At 53.0% G+C, this 26,083-nt stretch carries 17 protein-coding genes; 2 read left to right on the top strand and 15 right to left on the bottom strand.

Annotation, left to right across the window (positions count from 1 at the left end):
- Positions 1–11: 11 nt before the first annotated feature.
- The 9 genes from ACXAFI_RS16005 to ACXAFI_RS15965 form a co-directional block, all read right to left on the bottom strand.
- Positions 12–1,517: a YHYH protein gene (locus ACXAFI_RS16005; protein ID WP_475109601.1), complete on the bottom strand. Its 1,506-nt coding sequence runs from the start codon at positions 1,515–1,517 to the stop codon at positions 12–14.
- A 29-nt stretch (positions 1,518–1,546) separates the two neighbouring features.
- Positions 1,547–2,908, bottom strand: a complete 1,362-nt coding sequence (locus tag ACXAFI_RS16000; protein ID WP_475109600.1) for a YHYH protein — start codon at positions 2,906–2,908, stop codon at positions 1,547–1,549.
- A 422-nt stretch (positions 2,909–3,330) separates the two neighbouring features.
- On the bottom strand, positions 3,331–4,677 hold the full coding sequence (locus ACXAFI_RS15995; protein ID WP_475109599.1) for a YHYH protein: 1,347 nt from the start codon (positions 4,675–4,677) through the stop codon (positions 3,331–3,333).
- A gap of 224 nt (positions 4,678–4,901) precedes the next feature.
- On the bottom strand, positions 4,902–6,284 hold the full coding sequence (locus ACXAFI_RS15990; RefSeq protein ID WP_475109598.1) for an MATE family efflux transporter: 1,383 nt from the start codon (positions 6,282–6,284) through the stop codon (positions 4,902–4,904).
- 158 nt (positions 6,285–6,442) lie between these two features.
- Positions 6,443–6,916: a ribosomal protein S18-alanine N-acetyltransferase gene (gene rimI, locus ACXAFI_RS15985; RefSeq protein ID WP_475109597.1), complete on the bottom strand. Its 474-nt coding sequence runs from the start codon at positions 6,914–6,916 to the stop codon at positions 6,443–6,445.
- Positions 6,913–7,686, bottom strand: coding sequence for a uracil-DNA glycosylase family protein (locus ACXAFI_RS15980; protein WP_475109596.1), 774 nt, complete (start codon positions 7,684–7,686; stop codon positions 6,913–6,915). The genes rimI and ACXAFI_RS15980 overlap by 4 nt, the downstream gene beginning before the upstream one ends.
- Positions 7,687–9,222, bottom strand: a complete 1,536-nt coding sequence (locus tag ACXAFI_RS15975) for a 2-isopropylmalate synthase (protein WP_475109595.1) — start codon at positions 9,220–9,222, stop codon at positions 7,687–7,689.
- 402 nt (positions 9,223–9,624) lie between these two features.
- On the bottom strand, positions 9,625–10,134 hold the full coding sequence (locus ACXAFI_RS15970; protein ID WP_475109594.1) for a MarR family winged helix-turn-helix transcriptional regulator: 510 nt from the start codon (positions 10,132–10,134) through the stop codon (positions 9,625–9,627).
- Positions 10,135–10,136: 2 nt separating this feature from the next.
- Positions 10,137–10,616, bottom strand: coding sequence for a glutathione peroxidase (locus tag ACXAFI_RS15965; protein WP_444921016.1), 480 nt, complete (start codon positions 10,614–10,616; stop codon positions 10,137–10,139).
- Positions 10,617–10,794: 178 nt separating this feature from the next.
- Here ACXAFI_RS15965 and ACXAFI_RS15960 point away from each other — a divergent pair, with 178 nt between their 5' ends.
- On the top strand, positions 10,795–12,726 hold the full coding sequence (locus tag ACXAFI_RS15960; RefSeq protein WP_475109593.1) for a cytochrome c/FTR1 family iron permease: 1,932 nt from the start codon (positions 10,795–10,797) through the stop codon (positions 12,724–12,726).
- A gap of 164 nt (positions 12,727–12,890) precedes the next feature.
- Here the strand turns inward: ACXAFI_RS15960 and ACXAFI_RS15955 are convergent, their stop codons facing one another.
- The 6 genes from ACXAFI_RS15955 to ACXAFI_RS15930 form a co-directional block, all read right to left on the bottom strand.
- Entirely contained in the window at positions 12,891–14,777 is a 1,887-nt protein-coding gene (locus tag ACXAFI_RS15955; RefSeq protein ID WP_475109592.1) for an MFS transporter, read from the bottom strand.
- 264 nt (positions 14,778–15,041) lie between these two features.
- Positions 15,042–16,874 carry an MFS transporter gene (locus ACXAFI_RS15950; protein WP_475109591.1) on the bottom strand — a complete coding sequence of 611 codons (1,833 nt, stop codon included), beginning with the start codon at positions 16,872–16,874 and terminating at the stop codon, positions 15,042–15,044.
- Positions 16,875–17,049: 175 nt separating this feature from the next.
- A complete protein-coding gene (locus ACXAFI_RS15945; protein ID WP_475109590.1) occupies positions 17,050–18,903 on the bottom strand; it encodes an MFS transporter in 1,854 nt (617 codons plus the stop codon).
- Positions 18,904–19,198: 295 nt separating this feature from the next.
- Positions 19,199–21,085 (bottom strand): MFS transporter, encoded by a 1,887-nt coding sequence (locus tag ACXAFI_RS15940; RefSeq protein ID WP_475109589.1) that lies wholly within the window; start codon positions 21,083–21,085, stop codon positions 19,199–19,201.
- 215 nt (positions 21,086–21,300) lie between these two features.
- Positions 21,301–23,370: a M13 family metallopeptidase gene (locus ACXAFI_RS15935; protein WP_152451403.1), complete on the bottom strand. Its 2,070-nt coding sequence runs from the start codon at positions 23,368–23,370 to the stop codon at positions 21,301–21,303.
- Between the two features lie 213 nt (positions 23,371–23,583).
- Positions 23,584–24,852 carry a TonB family protein gene (locus ACXAFI_RS15930; RefSeq protein WP_475109588.1) on the bottom strand — a complete coding sequence of 423 codons (1,269 nt, stop codon included), beginning with the start codon at positions 24,850–24,852 and terminating at the stop codon, positions 23,584–23,586.
- 342 nt (positions 24,853–25,194) lie between these two features.
- Here ACXAFI_RS15930 and ACXAFI_RS15925 point away from each other — a divergent pair, with 342 nt between their 5' ends.
- Entirely contained in the window at positions 25,195–25,893 is a 699-nt protein-coding gene (locus tag ACXAFI_RS15925; protein ID WP_475109587.1) for a cyclic nucleotide-binding domain-containing protein, read from the top strand.
- Positions 25,894–26,083 lie beyond the last annotated feature (190 nt).

The following is a 26,083-nucleotide window of genomic DNA, read 5'->3' as shown; positions in this document are numbered from 1 at the left end:
TTGCGCATCAATTATCGGCCAACGGTGGTTGAGCACCGGTTGACGATGGTCTGGTCATCCAGCCTTCCATAGAAGCGGGGACCAAAGGTAAATGGGAAGGCCGGAATTAGTTTTCCACTGTTGTCTTCGCTCACGGTCAAGTGATAGTGGTAGCCGCGCTCACTGTCGCTATGCCCGTTGTACTGGTCCAGGTAAGCGCCGCCACGGGCGGTCAGGTTGGCATCCCAATAGTAATCCTCGTAAAAGAATCCGGCGCTGGTGGTAAATTCATTACCGGATAGGGAAGAGTAGCTTCCGTCGGTGGAGGGGCCGCTGCTGTTGGTGCTGACTACTCCACGGTCGATATCGTACTCATCGACCAGCAGGCAGGTACGTGCACCGGCCTCGCCACAGCCGCTGGCGGAATTGGGATTGTCGTAGTCACGAATGGCCCAGCTGCTTTGCGCCAACACGCCAGCGTCTTCCCATGGGCCATAAATGGCGTAACCGTCGGCGGTGTAACCGTAAACCGGCGAGTGGCCGCTGCCATCATCGCCCACCAGTTCCGCCAGGCAGCTGCTGTAGAAGTGGTGGTGGTAATCGCCATTGGCTGCGTGACCACCACAGATATCCACATCATAAACTTCGGCGAAGGGCGCCAGGGTATGCCAGGTGTTGTTGACGGACTGGCCATCGCTCCACTGATAAATAGAAGTGCCGTTAACCCAGTAGCCCTGTACACCGAGCCCGGTTTCACAGTCTTCCGTAGCGGCTTCCGGGGAGTTGGGGATATAGCCCTCATGGGCAACATTTTCCGGACATACCGGGCCCGGCGGCCAGAACCCATAACCAGCATCGGCGCCACAGGAAGAGTTACTGCGGTAGCCAATATTCTCACCAAAGCTGATGACATCGCCCACCTGTACCATGGGGCTGTCACTGAGAAAGTCGCTGTAGGCTTTCGGGCGATTGAGCAGACTGTCGAGAATTTCCTGGGTGATTTCAATTTTATAGTTGGGGATACCGGTGGAGGTGATACGTGAATATTCCCTACCATTTAGGCTAACGGACTCTACGCTCTGAACATTCACCAACACTTGTTCGTTGCTGTTACTTTCGTAAATAAAGGGAGCGCGCTCGCCGCTGGAATTTAAAATCCAGGTTGATTCACTGTCGGCTGAGTCCTGGGTATTTTCCTCTGAATCCTCGCCGTCCGTAGGGGTATCGCTCGAATCTTCCGGCTCCTCGCCAGTTTCAGTATTGTTTTCATTAGAACTGTTTGTTGTTTCTTCCAGTGTTTCCGTTGAGTCATCACCACTCTCAGTGGAGGAATTATTACTGGTATCTGTATCACTGGTTTCTGTGTTATCGCTATCAGCATTGTTCTGGGTCCCTCTGGAGACAGGGCCGCGAACAGGTATTTCCCTTACCGAGCGTTGGTCGTTATTGCGGCCCGAATTTGGGCTGGGTTGGGCAGCAACCTCAGCCGCAACGGTCCAGGCCAGGAATCCGGCAAGAAAATACCTGATTATTTTCATAGGAAATTCACCTCAAATGATGCTCGGTGTCAGCGCCCAATGGTCGAAGAACACCGGTTTACAATGGTTTGGTCATCCAGTTTTCCGTAAAAGCGTGGTCCAAAAGTGAAAGGGAAAGCGGGCACCAATTGGGCGTCATCGCTGAGGGTCACGGTCAAGTGGTAGTGGTAGCCGCGCTCTTCATCGGTGTGGCCGTTGTATTGGTCCAGGTAGGCACCGCCTTGGGCGGTCAGCTCAGGGTCCCAGTAATAGTCCTCGTAAAAGAAGCCGGCGCTAGTGTCGAACTCGTTACCGGATAGGGAGGTGTAACTGCCGCTGGTGGATGGACCGGCATTGTTAGTGCTCGTAGTGCCCTTACTGGTGTCGTATTCATCGACCAACAGGCACGAACGCTCACCGGCGATGCCACAGCCGGTTTCGGAACTGGGATCGTCGTAGTCGCGTACCGCCCAACTGCTTATTGCCAGTTGGCCGTCGCCCTCCCAGGGGCCGTGAATCGCGAAGCCGTCGGCGGTATAGCCATAAATTGGCGAATGGGCATCACCCACATCCCCCACCAGGTTTGCCAAGCAGTCGCTGTAGAAATGGTGGTGGTAGTCACCATTGGCGGCGTGGCCACCACAGACATCCACATCGTAGACCTCGGCCAGGGGAGCGAGCGTATGCCAGGTATTGTTGACAGACTGGCCATCGCTCCACTGATAAATTGAGGTGCCATTTACCCAGTAGCCCTGCACGCCGAGGCTGGTTTCGCAGTCCTCTGTCGCGGCTTCCGGGGATTTGGGGATGTAACCCTGGTGTGAGACATTCTCCGGGCAGACAGGGCCCGGGGGCCAGAAGCCATAGCCGGCTTCTGCACCACAAGAGGCGTTGCTGCGATAGCCGATATCCTGGCCAAAACTAATAAAGTCTCCCTCTTGAACATTCGGGCTGCCATTGAGGAAATCGCTATTGATTTTGGGGCGGGTCAACAGGGCGTTGAGGATATTTTCGGTGATCAGAATTTCGTAATCGGGGATTCCGCTTGCGGATACCCGGGTGTATTCCTTGCCGCCTACCGTTACGGATTCGACACTCTGCACATTGACCAGGACCTGCTCATTGCTGTTGTTCTCGTAGATAAAGGGAGCGCGTTCGCCAGTGGTATTGACGATCCAGACGCCGGTATCCTCTGAGCTGTCGCTGTCCTCGCCAGTTTCCTCGTTCTCGTCGTCGTCATCCCCGCTATCACTGTCAGTCGAAGTGTCGCTGCTCTCGCTACCGGTTTCTGTGTCGGAGGAGGAACTCCCTCCACCACCGCAGCCCTGCAGAACACCGGTGAGCAGTGTGAGAGCGAGGGCATAAGATAAAAGCGAGCGTCCGTCTGGATGGAGTGTTTCTATTATTTTCATGGGAAACCCTGGCATCAAAGGAGAAGTCACCTGAAAGTACTGAAGAAAAGAGGACAAAATATGGACAATTAAGGCGCCTGCAGAGCTGGTTTACCCGATAAAAAACGTTATTCACAATTGCCTTTAAACGGACCTTTGCGTGAAAAGGGCTATGCCTGAAAAACTGTTTCTCCCCAATGGGCCTGGGGAAGTCATTCATTTTCTCTATGCCAATTTTTCAGCGCGTTGAAAAAAAATTTGGTGCGGCTCTCTGGCATAGGATTGGCACTGTTAAATTTTGCAAAGTTTGCCGCTGGGACGAGCCATGAGAGGGAATTACAGCTTTGCGGGTGAGCTTGCTAACCGCACCGCAGGGAAATCCCACAGCACGGTTCAACCGCATCAGTGCTTAAAGATAAATGCAAATCTTTAAAGACACAGGCTTACCTTGGTGGCGGCCCTGGCGGTACACCGCCGCCGACTTCATCGGAGCAGACGCTGACAATGGTCTGGCTATCCAGTTTGCCGTAGAAGCGCGGTCCGAAGGTGTAGGGGAAGGCTGGAGTAAGCTGCCCGTCCTCGCCCTGGGTCACGGTGAGGTGATAGTGGTAACCGCGTTCACTATCGCTGTGGCCGTTGTACTGATCCAGGTAGGCACCGCCCAGGGCGGTCAGGTCACTATCCCAGTAATAATCCTCATAGAAAAAACCAGACTTGGTAATAAAGATATTTCCCGATAAAGAGGTGAAAGTATCGCTGGTGCTGGGGCCACTGTTATCCAGTGCTTCAGTGCCCTTGGTAAGATCGTACTCGTCGACTAGTCGGCAGCTGCGTTCCCCGGCTACGCCACAACCACTGGGTGCGCCAGGGTCGTCGTAATTGCGAATGGCCCAGCTGCTTATGGCCAGTGCTCCATCGGCTTCCCAGGGGCCATGGATGGGGTAGCCATCGGCAGTGAAGCCGTAAATGGGGGAATGACCATCGCCTGAATCCTCCACTAAGTCCGCCAGGCAGTCGCTGTAGAAGTGGTGGTGATAATCGCCTCGGGCTGCATGGCCGCCACAGATATCCACGTCGTACACTTCTGCCACTGGCGCCAAGGTGTGCCAGGTGCCATCCAAAACCTGGCCATCGCTCCACTGGTAGATGGAAGTGCCGTTGACCCAGTAGCCCTGTGCCCCAAGCCCGCTTTCACAACTTTCATCGGACTCCTCCGGTGCCAGGGGAAAATAGCCCTGATGGGAGACATTCTCCGGGCACATGGGGCCGGGGGGCCAGTAGCCGTATCCAGCACCCGTGGCACAACTCTGAGAGTTGCTGCTGTAGCCGATGTCCTGGCCAAAGCTGACAATATCGCCGATCTGTACAATGGGGCTGCCGCTGACAAAGTCCGTGGCGGACTTGGGCCGATTGATCAGCCAATCGTATAGGTTGTCGGTGATTTCTGTTTCGTAATCCGGGATGCCGGTCGCGCTCACCAGGGTGTAACCCTTGCCATCCACCGTAACCGATTCCGCACTCTGAACGTTCACCAAAACCTGTTCGTTGCTGTTGGTTTCGTAGATATAGGGAGCGCGGGCACCGGTGGTGTTCAGAATCCAGGGGCCGCTGTCACCACCATTTCCGCCATCATCGCCGCCGCCATCTCCAGAATCGTCTCCCGGGGGAGGGTCGGGGTCATCCTGGTCACAACCCACCAAGCCTGTTGAGACTAGGATCGAGAGAAGGGCCAACAGGATTGCATCGCGCCACAGTTGCCGCCGAAATAATAGGCTTTCCTCTTCTTGCATAAGTCACCATCCTTGATTGGGAATTAGTAAGCTTCACCAGACGCTGGGCCCAGCTCCGGCTGAAACTAACGTGCAAAGAGGGAAGCAATATGTAAGTTGGTGGTTGCGGCGGATGTTTCCTTTTGTCGCGCCGCAGTGTGAGATAGCGCACCGCAAAATGAGGAAAGGGCAGCCCTGTTCAATATTGCACAGGACTGCCGATCAAGGTTCTCGAAACGTTGAATTTAACTGGCGGACAGAGGCTCTGTCGGGCTGACTTCCGCACTGCGCTGGCGGGTATCGTGACGCAGCCACCACCAGGATAGGGCACCGAGTAGCAGGTTGGACGCGGCGGTTGCGGCAAACAGCCCGGCCATACCCCAGAAATAATTGCCGATCCAGGCCAACGGTAGGTAGACACCGAGTACTCGCAGGAACGAGATCATGGTCGCGGGCAGCGGCCGACCCAAGCCGTTGAAGGCGGCATTGGCCGACATCACAAAACCGTAGCCGGCATAGCTGAATGGCACCAGGCTTAGATAGGCTACAGCCACGGCGATAACTTCCGGGGAGTCACTGAACAGGCGCACTACAGGTTCGCCGATAAAATACAGCAGTACCGCTAGGCCAGCCCCCAGCACCAGGCAAAAGCGTGCCAGCACACTGACGGTCTCCCGCAACCGGTCTATGTTGCCGGCCCCGGCATTTTGACCCATGAAGGGCCCCACCACGGCAGACAGTGCATAAAAAACAATCAGAGCTACAGGCTCGATCCTGAGGGCCACACCGAGTCCGGCCACGGCCTCGTCGCCATGTACGGCTACCAGTGCCACCACCACGCCACCAGCCATGGGAATAATCACATTGGTGAGAACTGCGGGCAGCCCCACGGCGAGGACTTTGCGCCAGGATTCGATCAGAGTGCCGAGATGCCACTGGGGCGCGGCCACCAGGTTTTCCCTGCGAATCAGGTAATAGAAGGCGATAAAGAAACTGAGGGCGCGCACGACCACCGTAGCGATGGCCGCTCCCTGTAATTCCAGCCGGGGAAAACCCAGTAACCCGAAGATCAGAATGGGGTCGAGAATCAGGTTGAACAGGGCTACGCCCACCATGATTCGCCCGGTCAGTGCGCTGTTGCCGATAGCGCGCAGAGCCGAGAGAGCAATGGTGGGTACGATCACGAAAATAGTGCCGAGATACCAGGGCACCATATAGTCCTCAATCAACGGCATCAGCTCTTCGCTGGCGCCGAGCAGGGAAAAAAGGGGGCGAATAGTCAGCAGGCCGACGACGGTAATGACTAGAGAGATGAGTAACGCTAATACCGAGGCGTCTGTTACCAGCCGGCGTACATTGCTCACTTCCCTTGCGCCATAGGCGCGGGCCACTGCGGAGGAGGTGCCGGCGCCGAGGCCAATGGAGAAACTGTTGATAACCATCACCACTGGGAAGGTGAAGCTCATCGCTGCCAGGGGCGCATTACCCAGCTGTGAGACAAAGTAGGTGTCCACGATATTGAAAGACATTACCGCGAGGATACCCCACACCATGGGCAGAGCCAGTCTCTGCAGGTGGCCGGAAACGGAGCCTTCTAGGAGTGAGGGACTGCTTTTTGATAGCGACATTCGATAACTCTTTCCAACAAATCGGTTGAGTGGGCAGATTTACTGATACTGCCCTGGAGTGGCCTGACAATGTAAAAACGGCTCGGCAGTATCGCCTGCGGAAAACTGCGCTGGGATGCGCAGCAAGAAAAAGGGCTAAAAACGTCCGCCGTATGATTCTACGGTTGCGGTTCTGCCAGGGCGAGGCTCATGAGTACAGCATTTTCGCGTTCGCCGTTATCCGCGGGATAGTAATTCTTGCGCAAGCCATCCTCGGAAAAACCCAGTTTGCGGTAGAGTGACTGCGCGGCGAGATTGGAGGCCCGCACCTCTAACAGCAATCGCCGGATATCTTCCTGCAGCTCACCGATAAGACGTTTCAGCAGCATTTCTGCCAAGCCGCGCCGGCGCCACTGCGGCGCTACAGCCATGTCGAGAATTTCCGCCTCGTCAAACAGCTTGCTTGCGACACAGCAGGCGACAGTCTCAGAGCCGCTGCAAAGCAGCCAGCACTGGTGCCCGGCTTTCAGGCTTTGCAGATATTGTGTCTCACTCCAGGGGTGGCTGTGGGCACTGAACGCCAGAGTTGCCAGGGCAGCACAGTCCGCCTCTTCGGCGAGCCGTAAATTCAGTCCGTTACTCAGAGGTATCATTGAGCGCGAGTCTCAGCGGGGTAGGCTTTGCGTAGAAGCTGCCAGAGTTCGCGCTTGCGTAGCGGTTGTTGCAATAACTGGGACAGGCTCGGCATGGGTAGGATACGTACGCTGCCCCAGTGATTGATATCACTCTCGAGGGTTTGTGGGGTACAGAATTCCTGTGCCTCTCGTCCCATCAGCCAGATAGATTGCACCGGGTAGCGCGAGCAGGAGGCCTCCAGCCAACTGGAAAAGGTATCGCGGGCCTCTGAGGCATCTGCTGCCGGGCCGAAACGGTTTTCTGCCATGGGCCAGTGCAGACGCTCCTGCTGGCGAGGTAACTCGTGCCAGTTGAGAGCGCGCACAATGTTGCCGAACAGGGCATCGATTGGTAGTGCGGCACCGGGCTCGTGGCTGTCCACCGCCAGCAGGGTTTCGCCGAGACGCCAGCAGTTGAGCACGAAAGGCTTCACTTGCTGGCTCGGTGCTGCCACGGCGGTAGCGATGGCCGGCTTTGCCGGAGCCTGTACTTTTGTCGCGCTGGTGAGTGCGCTGATCTCTGCCGCGACAGTATCACGCTCTTTGGTGACAGGGGAGTCGACAATCTGTGCCGCAGACTGCGGCAGGGGATTGTTAGCTTGCTGCAGCGGCTGGTCTGCTGCGGTATCCGGCTCCGCCGGTGGCAACTCCGCCTGGCGGGGCTCGGGAGCGAGTGGCAATACAAAGCGCGGCACATAGCTGGCTATGCCCAGTACCGACAGATATTCCGCTCGCTGCAGCTCGTTCACTTACACGCCCTGTTTCTTACTCTCACTAATGGCGAGCAAGTTTAACGCATCCATGTAGGCTTGTGCCGAGGCAATCAAAATATCGGTATCGGCGCCAACACCATTCACCAGGCGGCCGTCTTTTTCCAACCGCACGGTTACTGAGCCCTGGGAGTCTGTCCCCTGTGTGACGGCGTTGACGGAATACAGTTTTAAGTCGGCGCCACTGCTAACGATATGTTCAATGGCCTTAAAAGTGGCATCCACCGGGCCGCCGCCTTGGGCCTCGGTCTGGTGGGACTCGCCATTGATAGATAGCTCGATAAAGGCCTGGGGCGCGCTGCCGATTTTAGTGCGCACATCCAGGTCGAGCAGCTTGAAGCGCTCCGCCGGTTCCTCGCGCAGGGCCACCAGAGAGTGGAGATCCTCGTCGAAAATTTCGTGCTTTTTATCGGCCAGTTCCTTGAAGCGTTGGAACACTAATTGGAATTCGTCGCCATCGGAGAAGGCGATGCCCAGCTCCTCGTAGCGGGCGCGCACTGCGGCTCTGCCGGAATGCTTGCCCAGTACCAGGCGGTTTTGTCCCCAGCCCACATCCTCGGCACGCATGATTTCGTAGGTTTCGCGGTGTTTGAGTACCCCGTCCTGGTGGATGCCGGATTCATGGGCGAAGGCGTTAGCGCCAACAATGGCCTTGTTCGGCTGTACCGGGAAGCCGGTCACCGACGAGACCATGCGCGAGGTGGGCACAATATGGTTGGTGTCGATGCCGGTTTGCACCGGGTAGAGATCCTGGCGGGTCTGTACCGCCATCACGATTTCTTCCAAGGAGGCGTTACCGGCACGCTCGCCCAGGCCGTTGATGGTGCATTCCACTTGGCGCACACCATTCATAACGGCGGATAGGGAGTTGGCCACCGCCAGACCCAGGTCGTTGTGGCAGTGGGTGGAAAAGATGGCTTCGTCGGAGTTGGGGACACTCTCGATGACCCGGCGGAACATGGCGCCGTACTCTCCCGGTTCACCATAGCCGACAGTGTCGGGGATATTGATAGTACCGGCGCCAGCGGCGATCACCGCCTCGATGATTCGGTACATAAACTCCGGCTCGGAGCGACTGCCGTCCTCCAGGGAGAACTCCACATCATCGGTAAACTGGCGCGCAGTCTTCACCGCTTTAACGGCTTGCTGCAGTACATCCTCTGGGTCCATCTGCAGCTTATATTGCATGTGGATCGGGGAGGTGGCGATAAATGTGTGGATGCGGGAGGCATTGGCCTTTTTTAGGGCCTCACCGGCGCGCACTATGTCGGCGTTGACGGCGCGGGCGAGGCTGCAGATACGGGACTCGGTCACAGCTTCGGCAACCGCTTGCACCGCTTCAAAATCTCCGGGGCTGGCGATGGCGAAGCCCGCCTCAATCACGTCTACACGCATACGTTCCAGCATGCGGGCAATACGCACCTTCTCCTCTTTGGTCATAGAGGCGCCGGGGCTCTGCTCTCCATCGCGCAGAGTGGTATCAAAAATGACTAATTTATCTTTTTTAGTGCTCATTTCTGTCTTTTCTCCTTATTTGTTTCGAGGCTAAACAAGGGGCTTCGCCGCTGTCTATGCGCCGTCCAAATAAAGTTGGGAATTCTGTTCAGGGTGGGGGGGAGAAAAATTATATGCCGCCTAGGGGCAGTCGCAGCGAGAAAGCTAGGGCGAAATGGCAGTGGCTGTAGGTGCAGTTGTCAGTCTTCATATGTGGAGATACCGGCTTCGGACTGGATTTCGCACATTATGGATGTTATTTGATCTGCAGGTCAATGCTTATCCTAAGAATGCGTTTAAATAATATTTTTGGGGTGAATCTGTCCTATTTTATTCTTTATTTTTGGGGCGTCTCTCTACATTTGGCGGTATTTGCCCCCAGGCGAATCAAGTCATGGGGGCTGGGGAGGCCATTGCGGAGGGCTATTTAGCGGGCACTTTGGGAGTGTTATCTTCCAGCTTGTGTAGAAACTGCCAGAGGTCACTGTGGAGTTGCTTCACCTCGGCACGGGTAATGTTGGAGTCTTGCAAGTTTTGCTGAACCCACTGCTTGGCCCGGGGTTTTAACGCCAGCCCAGCACTGGTGGCGGCAACTAAGGTGACGCGCTCATCCCATGGTGCGCGGCTTCTCTCGACCAGGCCGTGCTGCTGCATGCGCTTTAACAGTGGGGTGAGAGTGCCGGAATCGAGCATCAGCCGCTGCCCCAGAGCGCCGACACTTCTGTCCGCATTGCTACCCGCGTCTTCGTCTGCGCCTTTTTCATTTTCACTGGCCCACTCCCACAGCACCATCAAAACCAGGTACTGGGGGTAGGTGATACCCAGATCCTGCAGCATGGGCTGGTAGGCTTTTGTCATGGCCCTGGAGGCGGCGTAGAGAGCAAAGCAGAGCTGGCGGTTTAGGGCCAGCTCGGAATCGTCATCACAAATCACGCTTACAACATCCGCTCGATTTCTTCCTGCAGGGACTCCGGGGTGTCCTTTGGCGCGTAGCGCTTAACTTCCTTGCCATCCTTACTGATCAGGAATTTAGTGAAGTTCCACTTGATGCCCTCGGTACCGAGGAGTCCCGGTGCACGTTTCTTTAACTCTACAAATAGTGGGTGGGCGGTGGGACCATTGACATCCAGCTTGGCGTAAACGGGAAAGCTGACGCCAAAATTCAGTTCACAGAACTCCTGGATCTCATCATCGCTGCCGGGTTCCTGCTTGCCGAACTGGTTGCAGGGGAAGCCAAGTACGGCCAGGCCGCGGTCTTTATATTGATCGTAGAGCGCCTCAAGCCCTTTGTATTGCTTGGTGAATCCGCACTTACTGGCGGTGTTGACCACAAGGATCAGCTTGCCCTTGTAGTCTTCAAGGGATGTGGTTTCGCCACTGGCGGTCTTAACGGGAATTGAGTAGAGGTCGGACATAGTGTGCTCCATCCATTTAGGTTGTTCACAATTTAATTGCATGCAATTAAAAATGCAAGGCTTTCAATTTACCGGAGGTATCAGTAAGTTTCAGGTGGGCCTTATTGTGAGAATAATTATCAATTATATTATGCGACCCATAACCGATATTGTTTGCTGCAACTGAAAAGGACTCTCCATGCGCCTTTCCCATTATTTGGCCCGCTTGTTTATAGTGTTGCTGGCCATTTCGCTAACTCCCGCCCAGGCCCAAAAATCGGGCCTCTCCGAGCAGGAGCTGCGCCAGTTGATGCAAATGGCGGAATATATTGGCGTCGATTACCCGGAGGCAGTGGCCAGGGGCGAAATTATCAATGCCGATGAATACGCGGAAATGGAAGAGTTCGCCGAACTGCTGATCGACCGCGGGCAGCAGCTGGAAGACTCTACCGAGGCCAGCGTAATCCGCTCCGAGGCCCAGGCCTTGCTGGCGGCTATCCAGCGCAAAGCCGATGTCGGTGATGTTCAGGTTCACACGGCCAGTTTGCGCCAGGGACTGCTCTCTATTGCTCCGGCACTCTCCTTGCCGAGTGGCCTCCTCAGCATTGCAGAGAGCCATGCGATCTACCAGGCCCAGTGCATTGCCTGTCACGGTGTTGAGGGTCGAGGCGACGGCCCCCTGGCAGCGGGGCTGGAGCCGGCACCCACCAACTTCCACGAGCGTGAGCGCGCAGAGAATCGTTCCCTGCTGGGGCTTTACGATGCCATCAGCAACGGAATCGATGGCACCGCGATGACGCCCTTCGCAAATCTCACCGAACAGCAGCGCTGGTCCCTGGCATTTTACGTTGGCGGTCTGGCATTTGTTGGAGAGCGCGTCGCGGCCGCGGATTCAAAGCCGAGCCTGCAGGATCTGGTGATGTACAGCCCCCAGGTACTGCGCAATGATCGCCCAGAAATCTCCCCGCAAGCGGTGGCGGCTCTGCGGGCAGATCCTAGCGCCCTGTTTTCCTCAGAGGGGCTAGAGGAAAGCACTCCCATCGATGTGGCGCGGACTCAACTACAGGCATCACTGGTTGCCTACCAGCAGGGCGACTTCGCCAATGCTCGCACCTTGGCTATAAGCGCCTACCTCGATGGTTTCGAAATGGCGGAAAACTCACTGAACTCCTTGGATGAGGATCTGCGTCTAGCAACCGAGCGCGAGCTGCTGGGATTGCGCGCCCAGCTCAATGCTGACAGTGATCCCCAACAGGTTCAGGTACAGGTCGAGACAATTTTGCAACAGCTGGCCCAGGCTGAGTCGCTGATGAAGGAGAGTAATCTGTCAGGTGCCGCGCTATTTATTGCGAGCCTGGTGATCCTTCTGCGTGAAGGGTTGGAAGCGCTGTTGGTGGTGATTGCACTGACCACCATTCTGGTTAAAACCGGTCGCCGCGACGCCCTCAAGTTTGTGCATGTCGGCTGGATCGGCGCCTTTATTGCCGGCTTTGCCACCTGGATTGCAGCGCAGACCTTGATTACTATCAGCGGTGCCGGTCGCGAGGTGATGGAGGGCGTGGCCGCCTTACTGGCTGCCGTAGTGCTTTTCTATGTGGGCTTCTGGATGCACAGCAAGACTCAGGCGGACGAGTGGCAGAAGTATATTCGTGAAAGTATTAATCGCAGCTTGAGCAGCGGTGCGCTCTGGGGGATTGCGGGGCTGGCATTTATCGCGGTTTACCGTGAGATTTTCGAGACCATCCTGTTCTATCAATCCCTGTTGGCTCAGACCTCTGCCGGCCATTACGGCACTCTGTGGGCTGGGGTTGGCGCAGCTGTCGCTTTGCTTGCGGTGCTGGGTTTCGTCTTGGTGCGTTACTCCGTGCGCCTGCCTATAGGCAAGTTCTTCAGCGTAACGACTTATGTGCTGCTTGCATTGTCATTTGTTCTGGCAGGTAAGGCGGTTGCAGCGCTGCAGGAGGCGGCCTGGATTGGTATTTCACCACTGCCGGTACAGTTCAGCTTTGATTGGCTGGGCATCTACTCCACTTGGCAGGGTATCGGTTTGCAGGCCTTGGTATTGGTCGGCGCCTTCTGGCTGATGAAAAAAGGTGGTACTGCGACCGAGGCTTCAGCTAAGACAGCATAAATTGGCAGTATAAGTCTTGAGAGGCACCCGCTCATTACAGCGGGTGCACTCAACTTTGAAGTAGCATTTTTTCTATCCCCTCCACCTATCTCGTTTGCCTGGTCCGTTTAGCTAACTAAGTAAGCCGCTGTGTACAGTCACCTCTCTATCTTTCTTTTTTTTCATTAGTTGTTCTCTTTGTTTTTCTTGAGATCTCGCATTTGTTTTTGCAGGCTCTCCGAATCTGTATTGATACTCTCTACCGGCTGCCCTGCGATAACCAGGACTTCGGGAAATAAACGTCGTTTCCTTTTCTTCTTAGGCTGCTGCGCTGTGTTTTCGGCCTGGGCATCGGTGCCATGTAAGGCAATGGGGATAACCGGCACAGACTTGCGTCGTAAGATTTCCTCAATGTCTTTCAGGAACGGCTGCAGCTCACCGTCTTCGCTGATTTTTCCCTCGGGAAAAATACAGAGTAATTCCCCGTTTTCCAGGCTCTCCGCTATGGCTTTGTAAGTGCGCTCACGGCTGTTTGGATCATCGAGGTCCAAGCCTATGGGAATGGCATCGCTCATATGCAAAATACAGCGCAGCAGGCGGGACTTATAAATAGCTGGATGGGCGACAAAGCGTACATAGCGTTCGACAATATCTGCCAATATCACTGGGTCCAAAAAGCTGATGTGGTTGCTGACAATGAGGGCGGGCCCCTCATTAGGGATTTGATCCAATCCCTTGAAGTTGACCTTATAGAGGGTTCTTGCGGGCAGTAACAGTAATACACGCATAATGAACTCTGGCAACTTGGCAAAAATCAGGCTGACCACTACCAGATTCAGTAAAGCGATAATGAAAAAGTACTTTGGGATAGAGATCTGGAAGATATCTAGGAAAGTAATGCTCAAGAGGGTTGCTGCGACAATAAAGAGTGAATTGAGCATATTGCTGATGGCGATAATTTGTGCGCGGATCTCTGCACTGGAGCGGTCCTGGATCATTGCATACAGCGGCACGGTAAAAATACCGCCAAAAACGCCGAAGAGAGCAATGTAGAGAAGAATTAAGAAAGAGCCCCGGCTGTTTAAAAACTGTGTCAGGTCTGCATTGGTGAGGGTATGAAAATGACTGGAGTGAAAACCCAGCGCCATGCCGGTGCAGGTGATGCCAATTGCACCCAATGGTATCAATCCCGGTTCAATGCGCCCTCGGGATAACCAATTGCACAGTAGTGATCCAAGCGCCGTGCCCACGGTGAGGCTGCATAAAAGCAGGGTGATTACCTCTTCACTACCCCCGAGGACATCGCGGGTAAAATTAGGTATTTGGGCTAGGTAAGCCGTAGTAATCAGCCAGAACCAGGAGATGGCAAGAATTGAATAAAATACCGAGGGTATTTGCCATGCCGAGTACATGACCCGCATGGCGTGTGCTATCGGATTCCAATTGATATGCAGTTTGGGGGACGGAGCTGGTGCTTTGGGGATGGCGCAACTTGCCAGATAACCGCTGAGAGCCACACATATCAATATAATGGCGATAAATGTCAATCCATGTTGACCGGGATGCGTGAATCCAACCAGTAGAGTACCGACGATCGTTCCAGCTAATGTGCCAATAAAAGATCCCATCTGGATCAGTGCATTGCCCCCAAGTAACTCGCCTCTATTTAACTGTTGTGGTATCAGGGAAAATTTAGCGGCACTGAAGAGTGCTGCGTAGGTGCCATAGCTGAAAATAACCGCCAGGCTCAAGGTATAATGCCGTGTAAATAGCGCGACAATACCCACGAGTCCTATGCCAATTTCGGCCAGTTTGTAAATTCTGATGAGCTTACTTTTATCTATTTTGTCGGCGAGTTGTCCTGCGGATGCGGAGAAGAGGAAATACGGCAGAATATACAAGCTGGTGGCAATATTGATCAGTGTATTGGCTTCTTCCTCCGTCATACGGAATACGAGCAATACAATTAACGCATTCTTATACAAATTGTCACTGAAAACTGCTAGAACCTGAGTGATAAACAGCGGCAGGAAACGCCGTGTACCGAGCAGCTTAAACTGGTTTTGAGCCATTTTTTATCGCTTTAAAGGGCTGCCCTCTGAATGGCGGTTACTAATTGACTGCGATGAAATTCTCGATCGAAATCTGATGTTGTAACTGAATATAGCGAATATCATCTTTATGGCATGCAATATTGGCACCGATACTCGTATCTGCTGCCTGATTAGATTGAGAGTACCTTGCTTTGAAGTTGATAGGTTTTTACAAAGTATAAAGTGTTAGGTGTGGCGTAATTATTAGGGGTAAAGTGGTATTGCAGCTATCAGTTTTTGGGGTTACCTAGTAAGGATTGAGTCGTTTATATTCTCCACAGCGATAGGCTGCCCGGTGCTGATATGAACTTTGGGGATAAGATTAAATCTTTTGGCGTTGCGGTTGCCTGGAGTCTTGTAGTTCAAACCTTGTAAGACAAGAGGGATTAGCGGGGCGCTTGTGTCTATCAAGGCTGTTCTTAGCGGTTTCTCAATGCCAGTCAATTTACTATCTCGCTGGTCTTGCGTGTAAAAAAGACACATTAATTCACCATTCTCTAGTGCCCGGCGTATTTCAGCAGACAATTGGGTTTTGTCTTCTGATGGCCCATAAACAATGGGGGCAATATTGTAGTTCTTAAAAATAAAGTGCATTAGTGGAGACTGGTAGAACCATTGGGGCAGAATGAAACGAATAGGTCTTTGTAAAGTGTCCATCACTAGTAAGGGAGCCAGTTTGACAGTGGCGTTGCAGGTCAATAAGGCGGCACTTTTTTTGGGGATTTCTTTCAGCTTTCCATAGGCGGTGCGGGCTAAGAGATGTGAGGAGAGCCAGATCAGCAGGTGCACAATAAATTCTGGCAGTCTGTAAAACAATAAGGCCATTACTGCAAAATTGATCAGAGCCATCAGAATAAACAGCTGCGGAATGGTAATTTTTACCACATCCAGAATAAATATATTGATCAGTGTAATGATCGTAGTAAAAAGGGCGTTCATTACATTGTTCAGTGAGAGCACCTGCGCTCGTACGGCGCGATCTGTCCTGTCCTGCATAATGGTGTAAAGGGGTACAATAAAAATGCCACCGGAAATGCCCAGTAACGCTGTGTATATCAATACGGCATAAGCGCCGTCACTACGCAGGTATTCGCCAACGGATGCCCCGGACAGTGTTTCAAACTGGGCGGTGGTAATACCGAGGCCTAGTCCTGCCAGTGTCATACCCAGAGCGCCAATGGGCACTATGCCAAAGGTAATACGTCCTCTAGACAGGGTTTCACACATCAGAGAGCCCGCCGCCACACCAATAGATAAACAGCACAGGATAATGGTGATGACCGGTTCGCTGGCCCCCAGTACATTCTTGGTAAGGCTGGGTACCTGAACCAGATAGGCGGCACTGACTAGCCAGAACCAGGAGCAGGCGAGAATTGCATAGAAAACCGATGGATTCTTTGTGGTCAACCGCAGTATGCGCCAGGCTTGCGAGACAGGGTTCCAATCGATTCGTAAACCTGGGGCCGGTGCTGGTGCCTGGGGAACTTGGCGACTAGCGATATAGCCCAAGACTGCTATCACCGTCATAGTCGCGCTCAATTCATTGAGTCCAGGTTGACCGGGATTGGTATATCCGGCTAATAGAGTGCCGGCAATAGTGCCGCTCAACACACCGGCAAAAGAGCCCATTTGTGCAAGGCCATTGCCTCCCATCAATTCTCTACGCTTTAGGTGTTGGGGCAAAATCGCATATCGTACCGGGCTGAATATGGCTGTATGGCTTGCCAGTAGGAAGAGCACAATAAAGTTAACAGTTTGATTGTTATAAATCAGGCCATAGGCTCCAAGTAAAACGATGAAGATTTCCGCTAACTTCAAAATCCTGATTATTTGGCTTTTGTCATATTTATCCGCCAACTGACCGGCAGTAACGGAAAAAAGGAAATATGGCAATATATAAAATCCCGTTGCCAGATTGATTAAGGCGTCGGCTTTTGCTTCGGAGAGACGAAACGCCAGCATCACCAGGAGCGCATTTTTAAAAATATTGTCATTGAAAGTGGCACTTGTCAGTGAGAGAAACAGAGGCAAAAAGCGGCGCTTGAAAAGAAGCGTGAACTGATTGTGTTGGGCCATTGGCACCTGTCCATGGTTGGGCTGCTTCTAGTAAACGGGTGCAGTAACTAAATGATTACCCTGTAAAAGTGTAAATAGTAAAAAGCATAGGCTAGGAATGGGGTTTTGAATGCTGGGGTGTCAGCAGAAATTTCTGCCAACAATAAGAGTGTCTATAGTCTAATGCTATTGCTACTTAGAGTTTGGTTTTGATAGACGCTGACTTGGCTTGACAGAGGGTTTGATAGAGGTCCTGATGAGTAATGTTGTCGCTACTTAAAGGCTCTTCAGCAGCTAAAAATACTTTGCCGCTCAATTTGCTCGCTGATTTTTTGCCTTGAATAATTAATGGAATAATAGGAATAGTTAGGTATTGTAAGAAGTCTTCCAGCGGCATTTTTAATTTATTGGAAGGGTTAGAGTGTGCTGTTTGATCAAACATCAAGCACAAGAGTTCCCCGCTCTGTGCGGATTTCTCTATCTCAGCAAGTGCTAGATTGTCTTCCGTCATCTCCTTCGTACCATAAATAATTGGGGGCGTACCCCCTTTGTTAAGTGAAAAGCGTAACACTTTATTTTTATACAAGGATTGGGAGAGTATAAATCGAACTGGGCGGGGCAGGGTGTCGTAGATAAGTAGAGGAGCGCGGTAATCTGTAGAGCCACAGATAAGCATTGCGGCCTCTTTTGAAGGTACCTGCTCCAGGTTTTTACTCCGTACTCGGGTCAATACATTTGAGTAGATCCAGGTGATCTGGTGAACCAGTAACTCGGGCATTTTTAGGCAGATAAAAGCAAGGGTAAGAAAATTCAGAATGGATGTGAATATAAAAAGCTGTGGAATGGTTATTTTCACGATGTCGAGTAAGTATATATTTAATAAACAAACGAGCATGACAAACAAGGCAAAAAACATATTGCTGAGCGCGAGAATTTGTCCGCGTAGCTGTTTCTCTGCTCGGTCTTGAATAATGGTGTAGAGTGGTACGATATAAATACCACCGCAGAAACCCACTAGAACAGTGTAAAGCAGAATTGGAATGGAGCCATCGCTCCTAAGAAATTCAGTGATACCGGCTCCAGACAGCGTATGAAATTCCATAGCGCTAAAACCCAACCCCAGTCCTCCCAGAGTGATACCAATACCACCAATAGGCACAATCCCAAAAGTAATGCGGCCTTTAGACAAGCCTTCACATATCAGTGAGCCCAGTGCCACACCAACTGTCAGGCAGCAGATCATCAGGGTGACCACCATCTCGCTGGCACCCAGGGTATTTTTTGTAAAACTGGGAAGTTGTGCCGAAAAGGTGGTGCTTATTAGCCAGAACCAAGAAGAGGCAATGATCGAATAAAAAATGGCAGGGTTCTTCATTGATTGATGCAGAATTTGTAGGGTCTGCTTGGCAGGATTCCAGTTAATTTTTAAGTGAGGCGTAACTGGCGGCGCTAATGGAATGGCCCGGCTGCTTAAGTAGCCAAATATTGCGGTAAGTAACATGATCAGGGTGAGATATAACACCCCATGTTGACCAGGTTTCATAAAGTCTGCGATTAATGTTCCTGCAATTGCACCGCCTAGGGCACCAGCAAACATTCCCATCTGTGTCACCCCATTGCCACCCATGAGCTCCTGGCGCTTCAGGTGTTGGGGCATAATCGCATAGCGCACAGGGCTGTAGAAGGCTTCATGGCTTGCCAATAGAAACAGAACAAAAAAGCTTAAGGGCGTATTGCTGATGTAAATTGCAAAGGCGCCGAGGAGTACAATGGGTATCTCCAATAATTTAATGAGCTTAAGTAATTTGCTTTTATCATACCTGTCCGCCAATTGACCCGCAGTAATTGAAAATAGGAAAAAAGGTAAAAGATAAAGGCCAGTCGCGAGGTTAATTAGGGCGTTAGCTTCAGCTTTTGCTAAATGAAAAGCAAAAATGACTAATAACGCGTTTCTGAAGAGGTTACTGTTGAAGTAGATGCTAATAAGTGTGAGGAATAAAGGTAGGAATCGGCGTTTTCTCAGTAGTTGGAACTGATTTTTTCGAGCCATTACCATTTCCTTGCATGGGGCTGCCCGCTGACTAGTGCTTGTTCGTCACCAGGTGCCTTCGGCAATTTATAAAACTGATGCTTAGCTCCTAGTAATTCTCATCTTATGACTGTGAGCTTACTTTTGATGGGGTTACATTTGATGGAGCTTAGATAAGCATAGGTTAGCCGTACGGTGACAATAACCACCGCTTTATTGTAGGGCTTGGCGTAGCAAGGATTGATTACTGGCGTTAGATTACTGGGCTGGTTGTGATCCAGCCCAGTAAGGCAACTCCAGTAAGGTGGCTAAAGTCTTACCTTTTTTCTCCGCGAAGCTCTAGAACCTCATCGCGCAAAGCCTGGGCTTTGGCTTCCGGTGCCTCAATCGGTGAACCCGCCACTACGCAGACCTTGGACCAGAAGCGCTTTGGCAATGTGGTGAAAGCATGTCCGCCCTTATGGCTGAAGAAGCTACCCCAAAGTCCACGCAGGGCCATGGGTATAACTGGAACTGGTGTGCGTGTCAGAATCTTTTCTATGCCGGCTTTAAAGGGTTGTAATTCGCCATCTTTGGTGAGTTGCCCCTCGGGGAAAATGCACAGCAGGTCGCCACTTTTTAGGCCCTGCTCAATATCCCTGAATGCCTGCTCATAGCCTTCTGGGTCCTGGGTTTTGGAGCAGATGGGAATGGCGCGTCCGGTGCGAAAGATAAAGTGCAGCACTGGGATTTCGTAAATCGGCTTGTACATAATAAAGCGAATCGGCCGGCGTACGGCGCCCGCCAGTAGCAGGGCATCTACATAGCTCACATGGTTGCATACAATCAGAGCCGGCCCCTCTGCGGGAATTTTCTCCAGTCCTTGGTGTTTGACCCGGTACATGGTGTGCGAGAGCATCCAGATAAGAAGGCGCATGGCGAACTCTGGCACCTTGGTGAATACAAAGATTGCTACCGCAGCATTCATCAGCGCGATAATCAGGAAAAACTCTGGAATCGAGGCCTGCAGTATATTCAGGAACAAAATGCCCATCAGCGCCGAGATCACCATAAATAAGGCGTTGAGGATATTGTTGACCGAGATAATCTGAGCGCGAATCTCTGCTGCCGAGCGGTCTTGCATCATGGCGTAGAGGGGCACTATGTAGAGACCGCCGAAAATACCCAGCAATACGATACAGGTAAGAATGGCGAAGGCGCCATCGCTGTTGAAGAAGGCGGTCAGCGTGGGTTGCTGTAATTCCTGGAAACTATGCCCGGCGAAGGATAGGGCAATGCCGGCAATAGTGAGACCGGCTGCACCCAGCGGCACCAGGCCCAGCTCGATATGACCGTCGGATAGGCGTTCGCAAAGCATGGAGCCCAGCGCAATGCCGATAGTGAAAGCGCATAGCAGCAAGGTAACGAGAGATTCATCTCCTCCCAGCACGTTTTTAGTAAAGCTGGGTATCTGAGTCAGATAGGCCGCGCCCAGCAACCAAAACCAAGAGATGCCGATGATGGCATAGAAAATCGACGGGGTTTTGGCGGTGGTACTTAAGATGTTACGGGTTTGTGTGACGGGGTTCGGGTTGATACGCAGGTTTGGAGCGGGCGCGGGACTCTGAGGAATCCAGCGGCTCGCTAGGTAACCAAATATCGCAGCGCCCATAATAATCAGGCTTAGATAAAAGAGACCGTGCTCCCCCTGTCCGGTCAGGCCTGCGAGCAGGCCGCCGACAATGGTACCAGCGAGGATACCGACAAAAGTGCCCATCTCCACCAGAGCGTTGCCTCCGACCAGCTCGGAGCGCTTTAGGGACTGGGGCAGGATGGCGTATTTGACCGGGCCAAAGAATGCAGATTGCACCCCGAGCAAGAAAAGCACTGCGAGACAGAACAGGTGGTTGCCGCTGTAAAGGGCACCAATACCAAGGGCGCCAATCACGATCTCCCCCAGTTTGATCAGCCTGATTAAGCGGCTCTTATCGAATTTGTCCGCAATCTGGCCAGCGGACGCAGAAAACAAGAAAAAGGGCAGGATAAACAGGCCAGCGGCAATGTTGATCAGCGCATTGGCTTCGCTCTCTACCAAGCGGAAGGCGATCATCACGATCAGGGCGTTTTTATAGACATTATCGTTAAAAGCGCCCAAAAACTGGGTGATAAAGAAAGGCAGAAAACGGCGACTGGCAAGCAGCTGAAACTGGGTGCGATGGGCCATTGGTGATATCTCTTATAAAAGCACGCTGTCCATCTTAAGCCATTGGGGCAAGGGGTTGTCCAGCTTGTAGTGGCGACGAAATAAATGGTACGAAAGTGAGGGGGGATGCGGGGAGCCGGGAAGTCTGGCTAGCGGAACATTAAGGCGGGAAACCGGCCGCCGGAGCGGCCGGTGGTGTTCAAAACCGGTCATTATTAGTCGGATTTTTCCAACGATTACCAGATCTTCACACGCTCCTCTTTTGGCAGGTACATGCCGTCACCCTCTTTCACATCGAAGGCTTCGTAGAAGGCTTCGATATTGGGCAGAACACCTTTCACCCGGTACTCGGCGGGGGAGTGGGTATCCACCTTCATGCGGCCGCTCAAAGCTTCATCGCGGATCTTGCTGCGCCATACCTGGGCCCAGCCGAGGAATACACGCTGATCGCCGGTAAAGCCATCGATTACCGGGGCTTCTTTGCCATTCAGGGACATTTTGTAGGCTTTGTAGGCGATGCCCAGGCCGGATAAGTCACCGATGTTTTCCCCCAGAGTCAGGTTGCCGTTAATGTGCTCGCCTTCTAGAGGTTCGAATGCATCGTACTGGGAAACCAGTTTTCCGGTGAGGTTCTCGAAGTTACTGCGGTCGGAGTCGGTCCACCAGTTGTTCAAGTAGCCCCTGCCATCAAACTTACTACCCTTGTCGTCGAAGCCGTGACCGATTTCATGGCCGATAACGCCACCGATGCCACCGTAGTTCACCGCGTCGTCGGCATTCAGATCAAAGAAAGGCGGTTGCAGAATGGCCGCTGGGAAAACGATCTCGTTCATCGCCGGGTTGTAGTAGGCGTTCACAGTCTGTGGGCTCATGCCCCACTCACCGCGATCAATGGGCTTACCCAATTTGTTGCGATCGTAGCTGGCTTCAAACAGATTGGCTGCAAGCACGTTGTTCACGAGATTGTCGGCGTCCACTTTGAGGGCGGAATAGTCGCGCCACTTGTCGGGGTAGCCGATCTTGGTCGTAAAGTTCTCCAGCTTGAACAGCGCCTGCTTGCGGGTGTCCTCGCCCATCCACTCTAAAGACTCGATGGATTCACGGTAGGCAGCTTTCAGGTTGTCCACCAAGACTGTCATGCGTGCCTTGGCTTCCGGTGGGAAGTACTTCTCCACGTAGCGCTTGCCGACCAGCTCACCGACTGCGCCATTCACAAACTCTACGCCGCGCTTCCAGCGGGGTTCCATCTGTTCTACACCGTGCAGCTTGGTGTTGTAAAAGTCGAAATGCGCCTGGGCAATGTCACTATGCATATAGGGCGCCATGGCAGAAAGTACCTTGACCTTCAGGTAGCGCTTCCAGGTGGCTATGTCGGTATCGACGATGATCTGGTTGGCGGCTTCTAGGTACTCGGGCTGACCCACAATAAAGTTGTCGGCCTTGGCCAGCTTGGCGGTTTTCAGGTAGCTGTCCCAGTCCACTGCGGGCATCAGTTCTTTCAGCTCGGCAACGGATTTCTTGTTGTAATATTTTTCGGGATCGCGGTTATCCAGGCGGGTGCGGTGATGTTTGGCTAGGCTCTCTTCCAGTTTGAAGATTTTTCCGGAGAACGCCTCGGCATTGTCGAGCTCAGCCAGCTCCTGGATTTGTACCAGGTACTCTTTATAAGCTTTGCGTAGGCCTTTGCTCTTCTCGGTATCTTCGAAGTAGTAGTCGCGGTCTGGCAGACCCAGGCCCGCCTGCCACAGGAAGGTGATGTAGTCCTCGACCTGCTTCAGGTCCTGGTAAATGCCGCCACCGAAGGGGACGTCATAGCCGGCGATGTCGGCATAGGCGAAGAAGTCGGTCAGATCCTTGCGGGTTTTAATAGCATCAATCTTGGCGAGTTCGGAGGAAACGGCGGCAATGCCTTTCTTCTCAATCAGCTTTTCATTCATAAAGCTGTTGTAAAGATCGCCAATCTGCTTGGCGTCGGCACTGCTGGCGCCTTTGCCGGCCTCCATAATCAGTGTTTTAACCTGTTCGGTACTCTTGTCACGCAGGATTGAGAAACCGCCCCAACGGGACTTGTCTGCGGGAATCTCGGTGTTTTTCAGCCAGGTACCATTCACATATGCGAAGAAGTCATCCTGTGGGCGCACGCTGGTATCCATGGCGCTGAGGTCGATGCCGGACGAGAGTTGCGTCTGCTCAGCTGCGGCCTTGTGATGGCCTGAACCGCTGTGGTCGTGGGCCTGGGCCGTCAGGGATAGTTGGGTGCCGGCGAGGATGCCTGCAATCGCGACAGGTAATAGTAGTTTTTTCATTTTGGCTAATTATTGCTCAGCTGAATCAAGAGTACATGGTAAAAGGGGACACTGAGGTTGGGCAAGAGGGCTGCGTCTAGCGGTGGATGGGCTGCGGCAGATGGTGGCTTCTTTCAAGCCGGGACCGCGCTATCAAGGAGGGGAAATCTGGAGAAATACTAACAGTGTTTTTTCAGCAAAAGCCCCACTGGGTGGGGCTTTTAGGAGAGCAATTTAGTCAGGCAGGTTAAAGGTAATTGGCAGCGAGAAGCTGAAGGATTCCTCTCCCAGCTGTGCGGGTACTGCAGGGTAGGGTGCGGCTCTCTCAACGGCTGCGCGGGCTTCTCGGTTAAGCGTGCCGAATCGAGACTCCTGAATTGCCTGAATATCCACCACCTCTCCGCGGGGATTGATCACTACATTCAGGCGCACACTGCCTTCCTGGCCACGCTCCTGGGCACGTTTGGGATAGCGAATATGACGGAAGGTGTGGCGCAGCAAATTAGAGGTGTAAATTTGGCGAGCGAGTATCATACCGGCGGTCAGAGGCGCCTCATCCTCCTCTTCAAATTCGTCATCCATATCGACAGCGGCCATATTTTCAGGGCTGCTTGCCGCTAGTTGCGTTGGCTCACTGTTATTCTCCCCCTCCAATTCCAGGGGCTCTCCCTCCACCTGGGCAAGTGAAGCTGCAGCCTCAGCCACTTGTTCTGTGACTTCCTCGGCCACTTCAAGTGGTTCTGAAGTAAGTGGTTCTGAAGTTTGTGGCGCAGAGGCTGCGGTAGCTGCCGGAGTCAGAGTCATGGTGGGGGGGGCGAGATCCACCTCAACCAGTGTGGGTTTGGCTAACTCCTCTTCTTTCTGAGGGGCCTGTGCCGCGGCGAGAGCTTCCTCCTGGCCAATCTGCTTCAGCTGCAGCTCAGCAATACGCTCGCTGCTGGGCTCCAAACTCTCGTAAGTGGAGCGAAGGGAAGCGGGGACATCACCAGCGGAGAGCAGGCCATCGCGGAAATCCGTAGAAGGGGGCACTGGGCCGATCCAAGCGCGCAGCAGGGTATTGAAGAAATCCGGGTTGGCTATCTCACCGAGAGTGATGCCATTGAGGGAAACCGTGGTGATACCGCTGTCGGCAGCGAAGTCTACGGCTAACTGGTCCCCGCGGTGCAGGCGGCCTCTAAATAGGTTGGCGAAGGTCACCATATCTTCAGCTTGGCTGCTCAGTGTGTCACCGCGGTTATTGATGGCGATACTCTCCATCCACTGATTGCGGAAGCGGCGCGCGGGCAGGCTCTTGGCCAACACCCGTACTTCCAGGCGCCGCGGTATCTCTGTGTTGTAGAGGTTGGCGGAGTCAGTGGAGAGACTCTCTGAGTAGATGGCGGCGATATAGAGCTCTTTGTTGAATTGTTGTTCGAGCGCAAGGCCATTTAAGAGCGGTGCAGCTGAGGCAGTTACAGCAAAAGTTAACACCCAAAGTGAGAAGACAATTTTTATCGATTTCATTGTTCTATGGTGTCTGCAAGTCCGGAAGCGTGGCTCCGGTTATTAAGATTGAGGTATCCCTCCCCGGTGCACACAAATCCTATGAATGAGTGCGCATTGAAAGTGTGAGAGAGCACACTGTGCTCAACACTTCGCCTAACTCTACTGCAACTGCAATGGAGTTCAAGCCTAGAGAGGTTAGAATGCCCTCCCGCGCGGCATCGCGGGTCTAAGCCGGGAAACGATTGTCATAGCCATCGACGGGTGTGGCAGACCGATATCGTTTAGAATCCGGCCTCGCCAAGTGGCATCCGCCACACTTCGGGAAAAAATGGAAAAGTTTTCACTAATTTTGCGGTATCTATGGAAATTAAGCCTCTTATTGACTATCCGCGGGAAGCTGTCGATAAGCTCCTTAACGTTATTCATTTGTTTCGTGATATTCGTGCGGCCAGTGAGTGGCAGTACGACGTACTGTTAAAGCGCTCCAGGCTTTTGAGTTTGCAGCCGGGGGAGCAGTTATTGCGCGCTGGCGATGTCGATCAGTGGGTTTTTTTCCTGCTGCGTGGTGAATTGCAGGTCCAAGTGGACGCTAGTGGTCATGGAGGTGAGCGGACTCTCGCGGTTATCCGCCCAGGGGAACTATTCGGTGATCTCTCCATGCTGTTGGCGGAGCCCCGCAGTGCCAATGTTTTCGCCGCACACAATAGCCGTGAGGCCCAGGTACTCGGACTCGATTGCACCCTGTTTGGTGATTTGGAAGATTTTTCCCTGTTGCAGCTGCCGACAAAGTTGACCTTTTACCGCAACATGGTGCATTCACTGCGCTGGAAGCTGGAGGTGTACCGCTCCAAGTATCCGAGCCACCAGCTGGCCGATAGCCACCGCAAATTAAAACTCTATACCGGGCCGAAGAATTGCCGCGAGGAGTTGGTTGCTTTGGCAGATCAGGCCAGGGCTCTGGCGAGAATACTTCTCGACTGGAATGCAGAATTTGGTTCTGGTGAATTGATTGATGATGAGTCGGATATGCTCGGTTTTCTAGAATCGATGCTGTCTTAATTTCTTATAAAATGATGCGGCCAGTGTCTCCTGTGGATTTGTCTGGCCGGTCTCTCCCTGCTGCTTAGTACATATTTTTCCGGCGCTGCCCGCGAAGTGATTCCCCCTTCTTATACTCATTGTGCCCAGACATCTGCTGATGTCGCCGGCCCCGCAGCCATGTCACCTGATCTATTTCTCTGAGATTTCA

Source organism: Microbulbifer sp. ABH2_005, from assembly GCF_056160005.1.
Note: the sequence above shows the minus strand (reverse complement) of the source record. Positions and strands in the feature narration are given on the sequence as shown.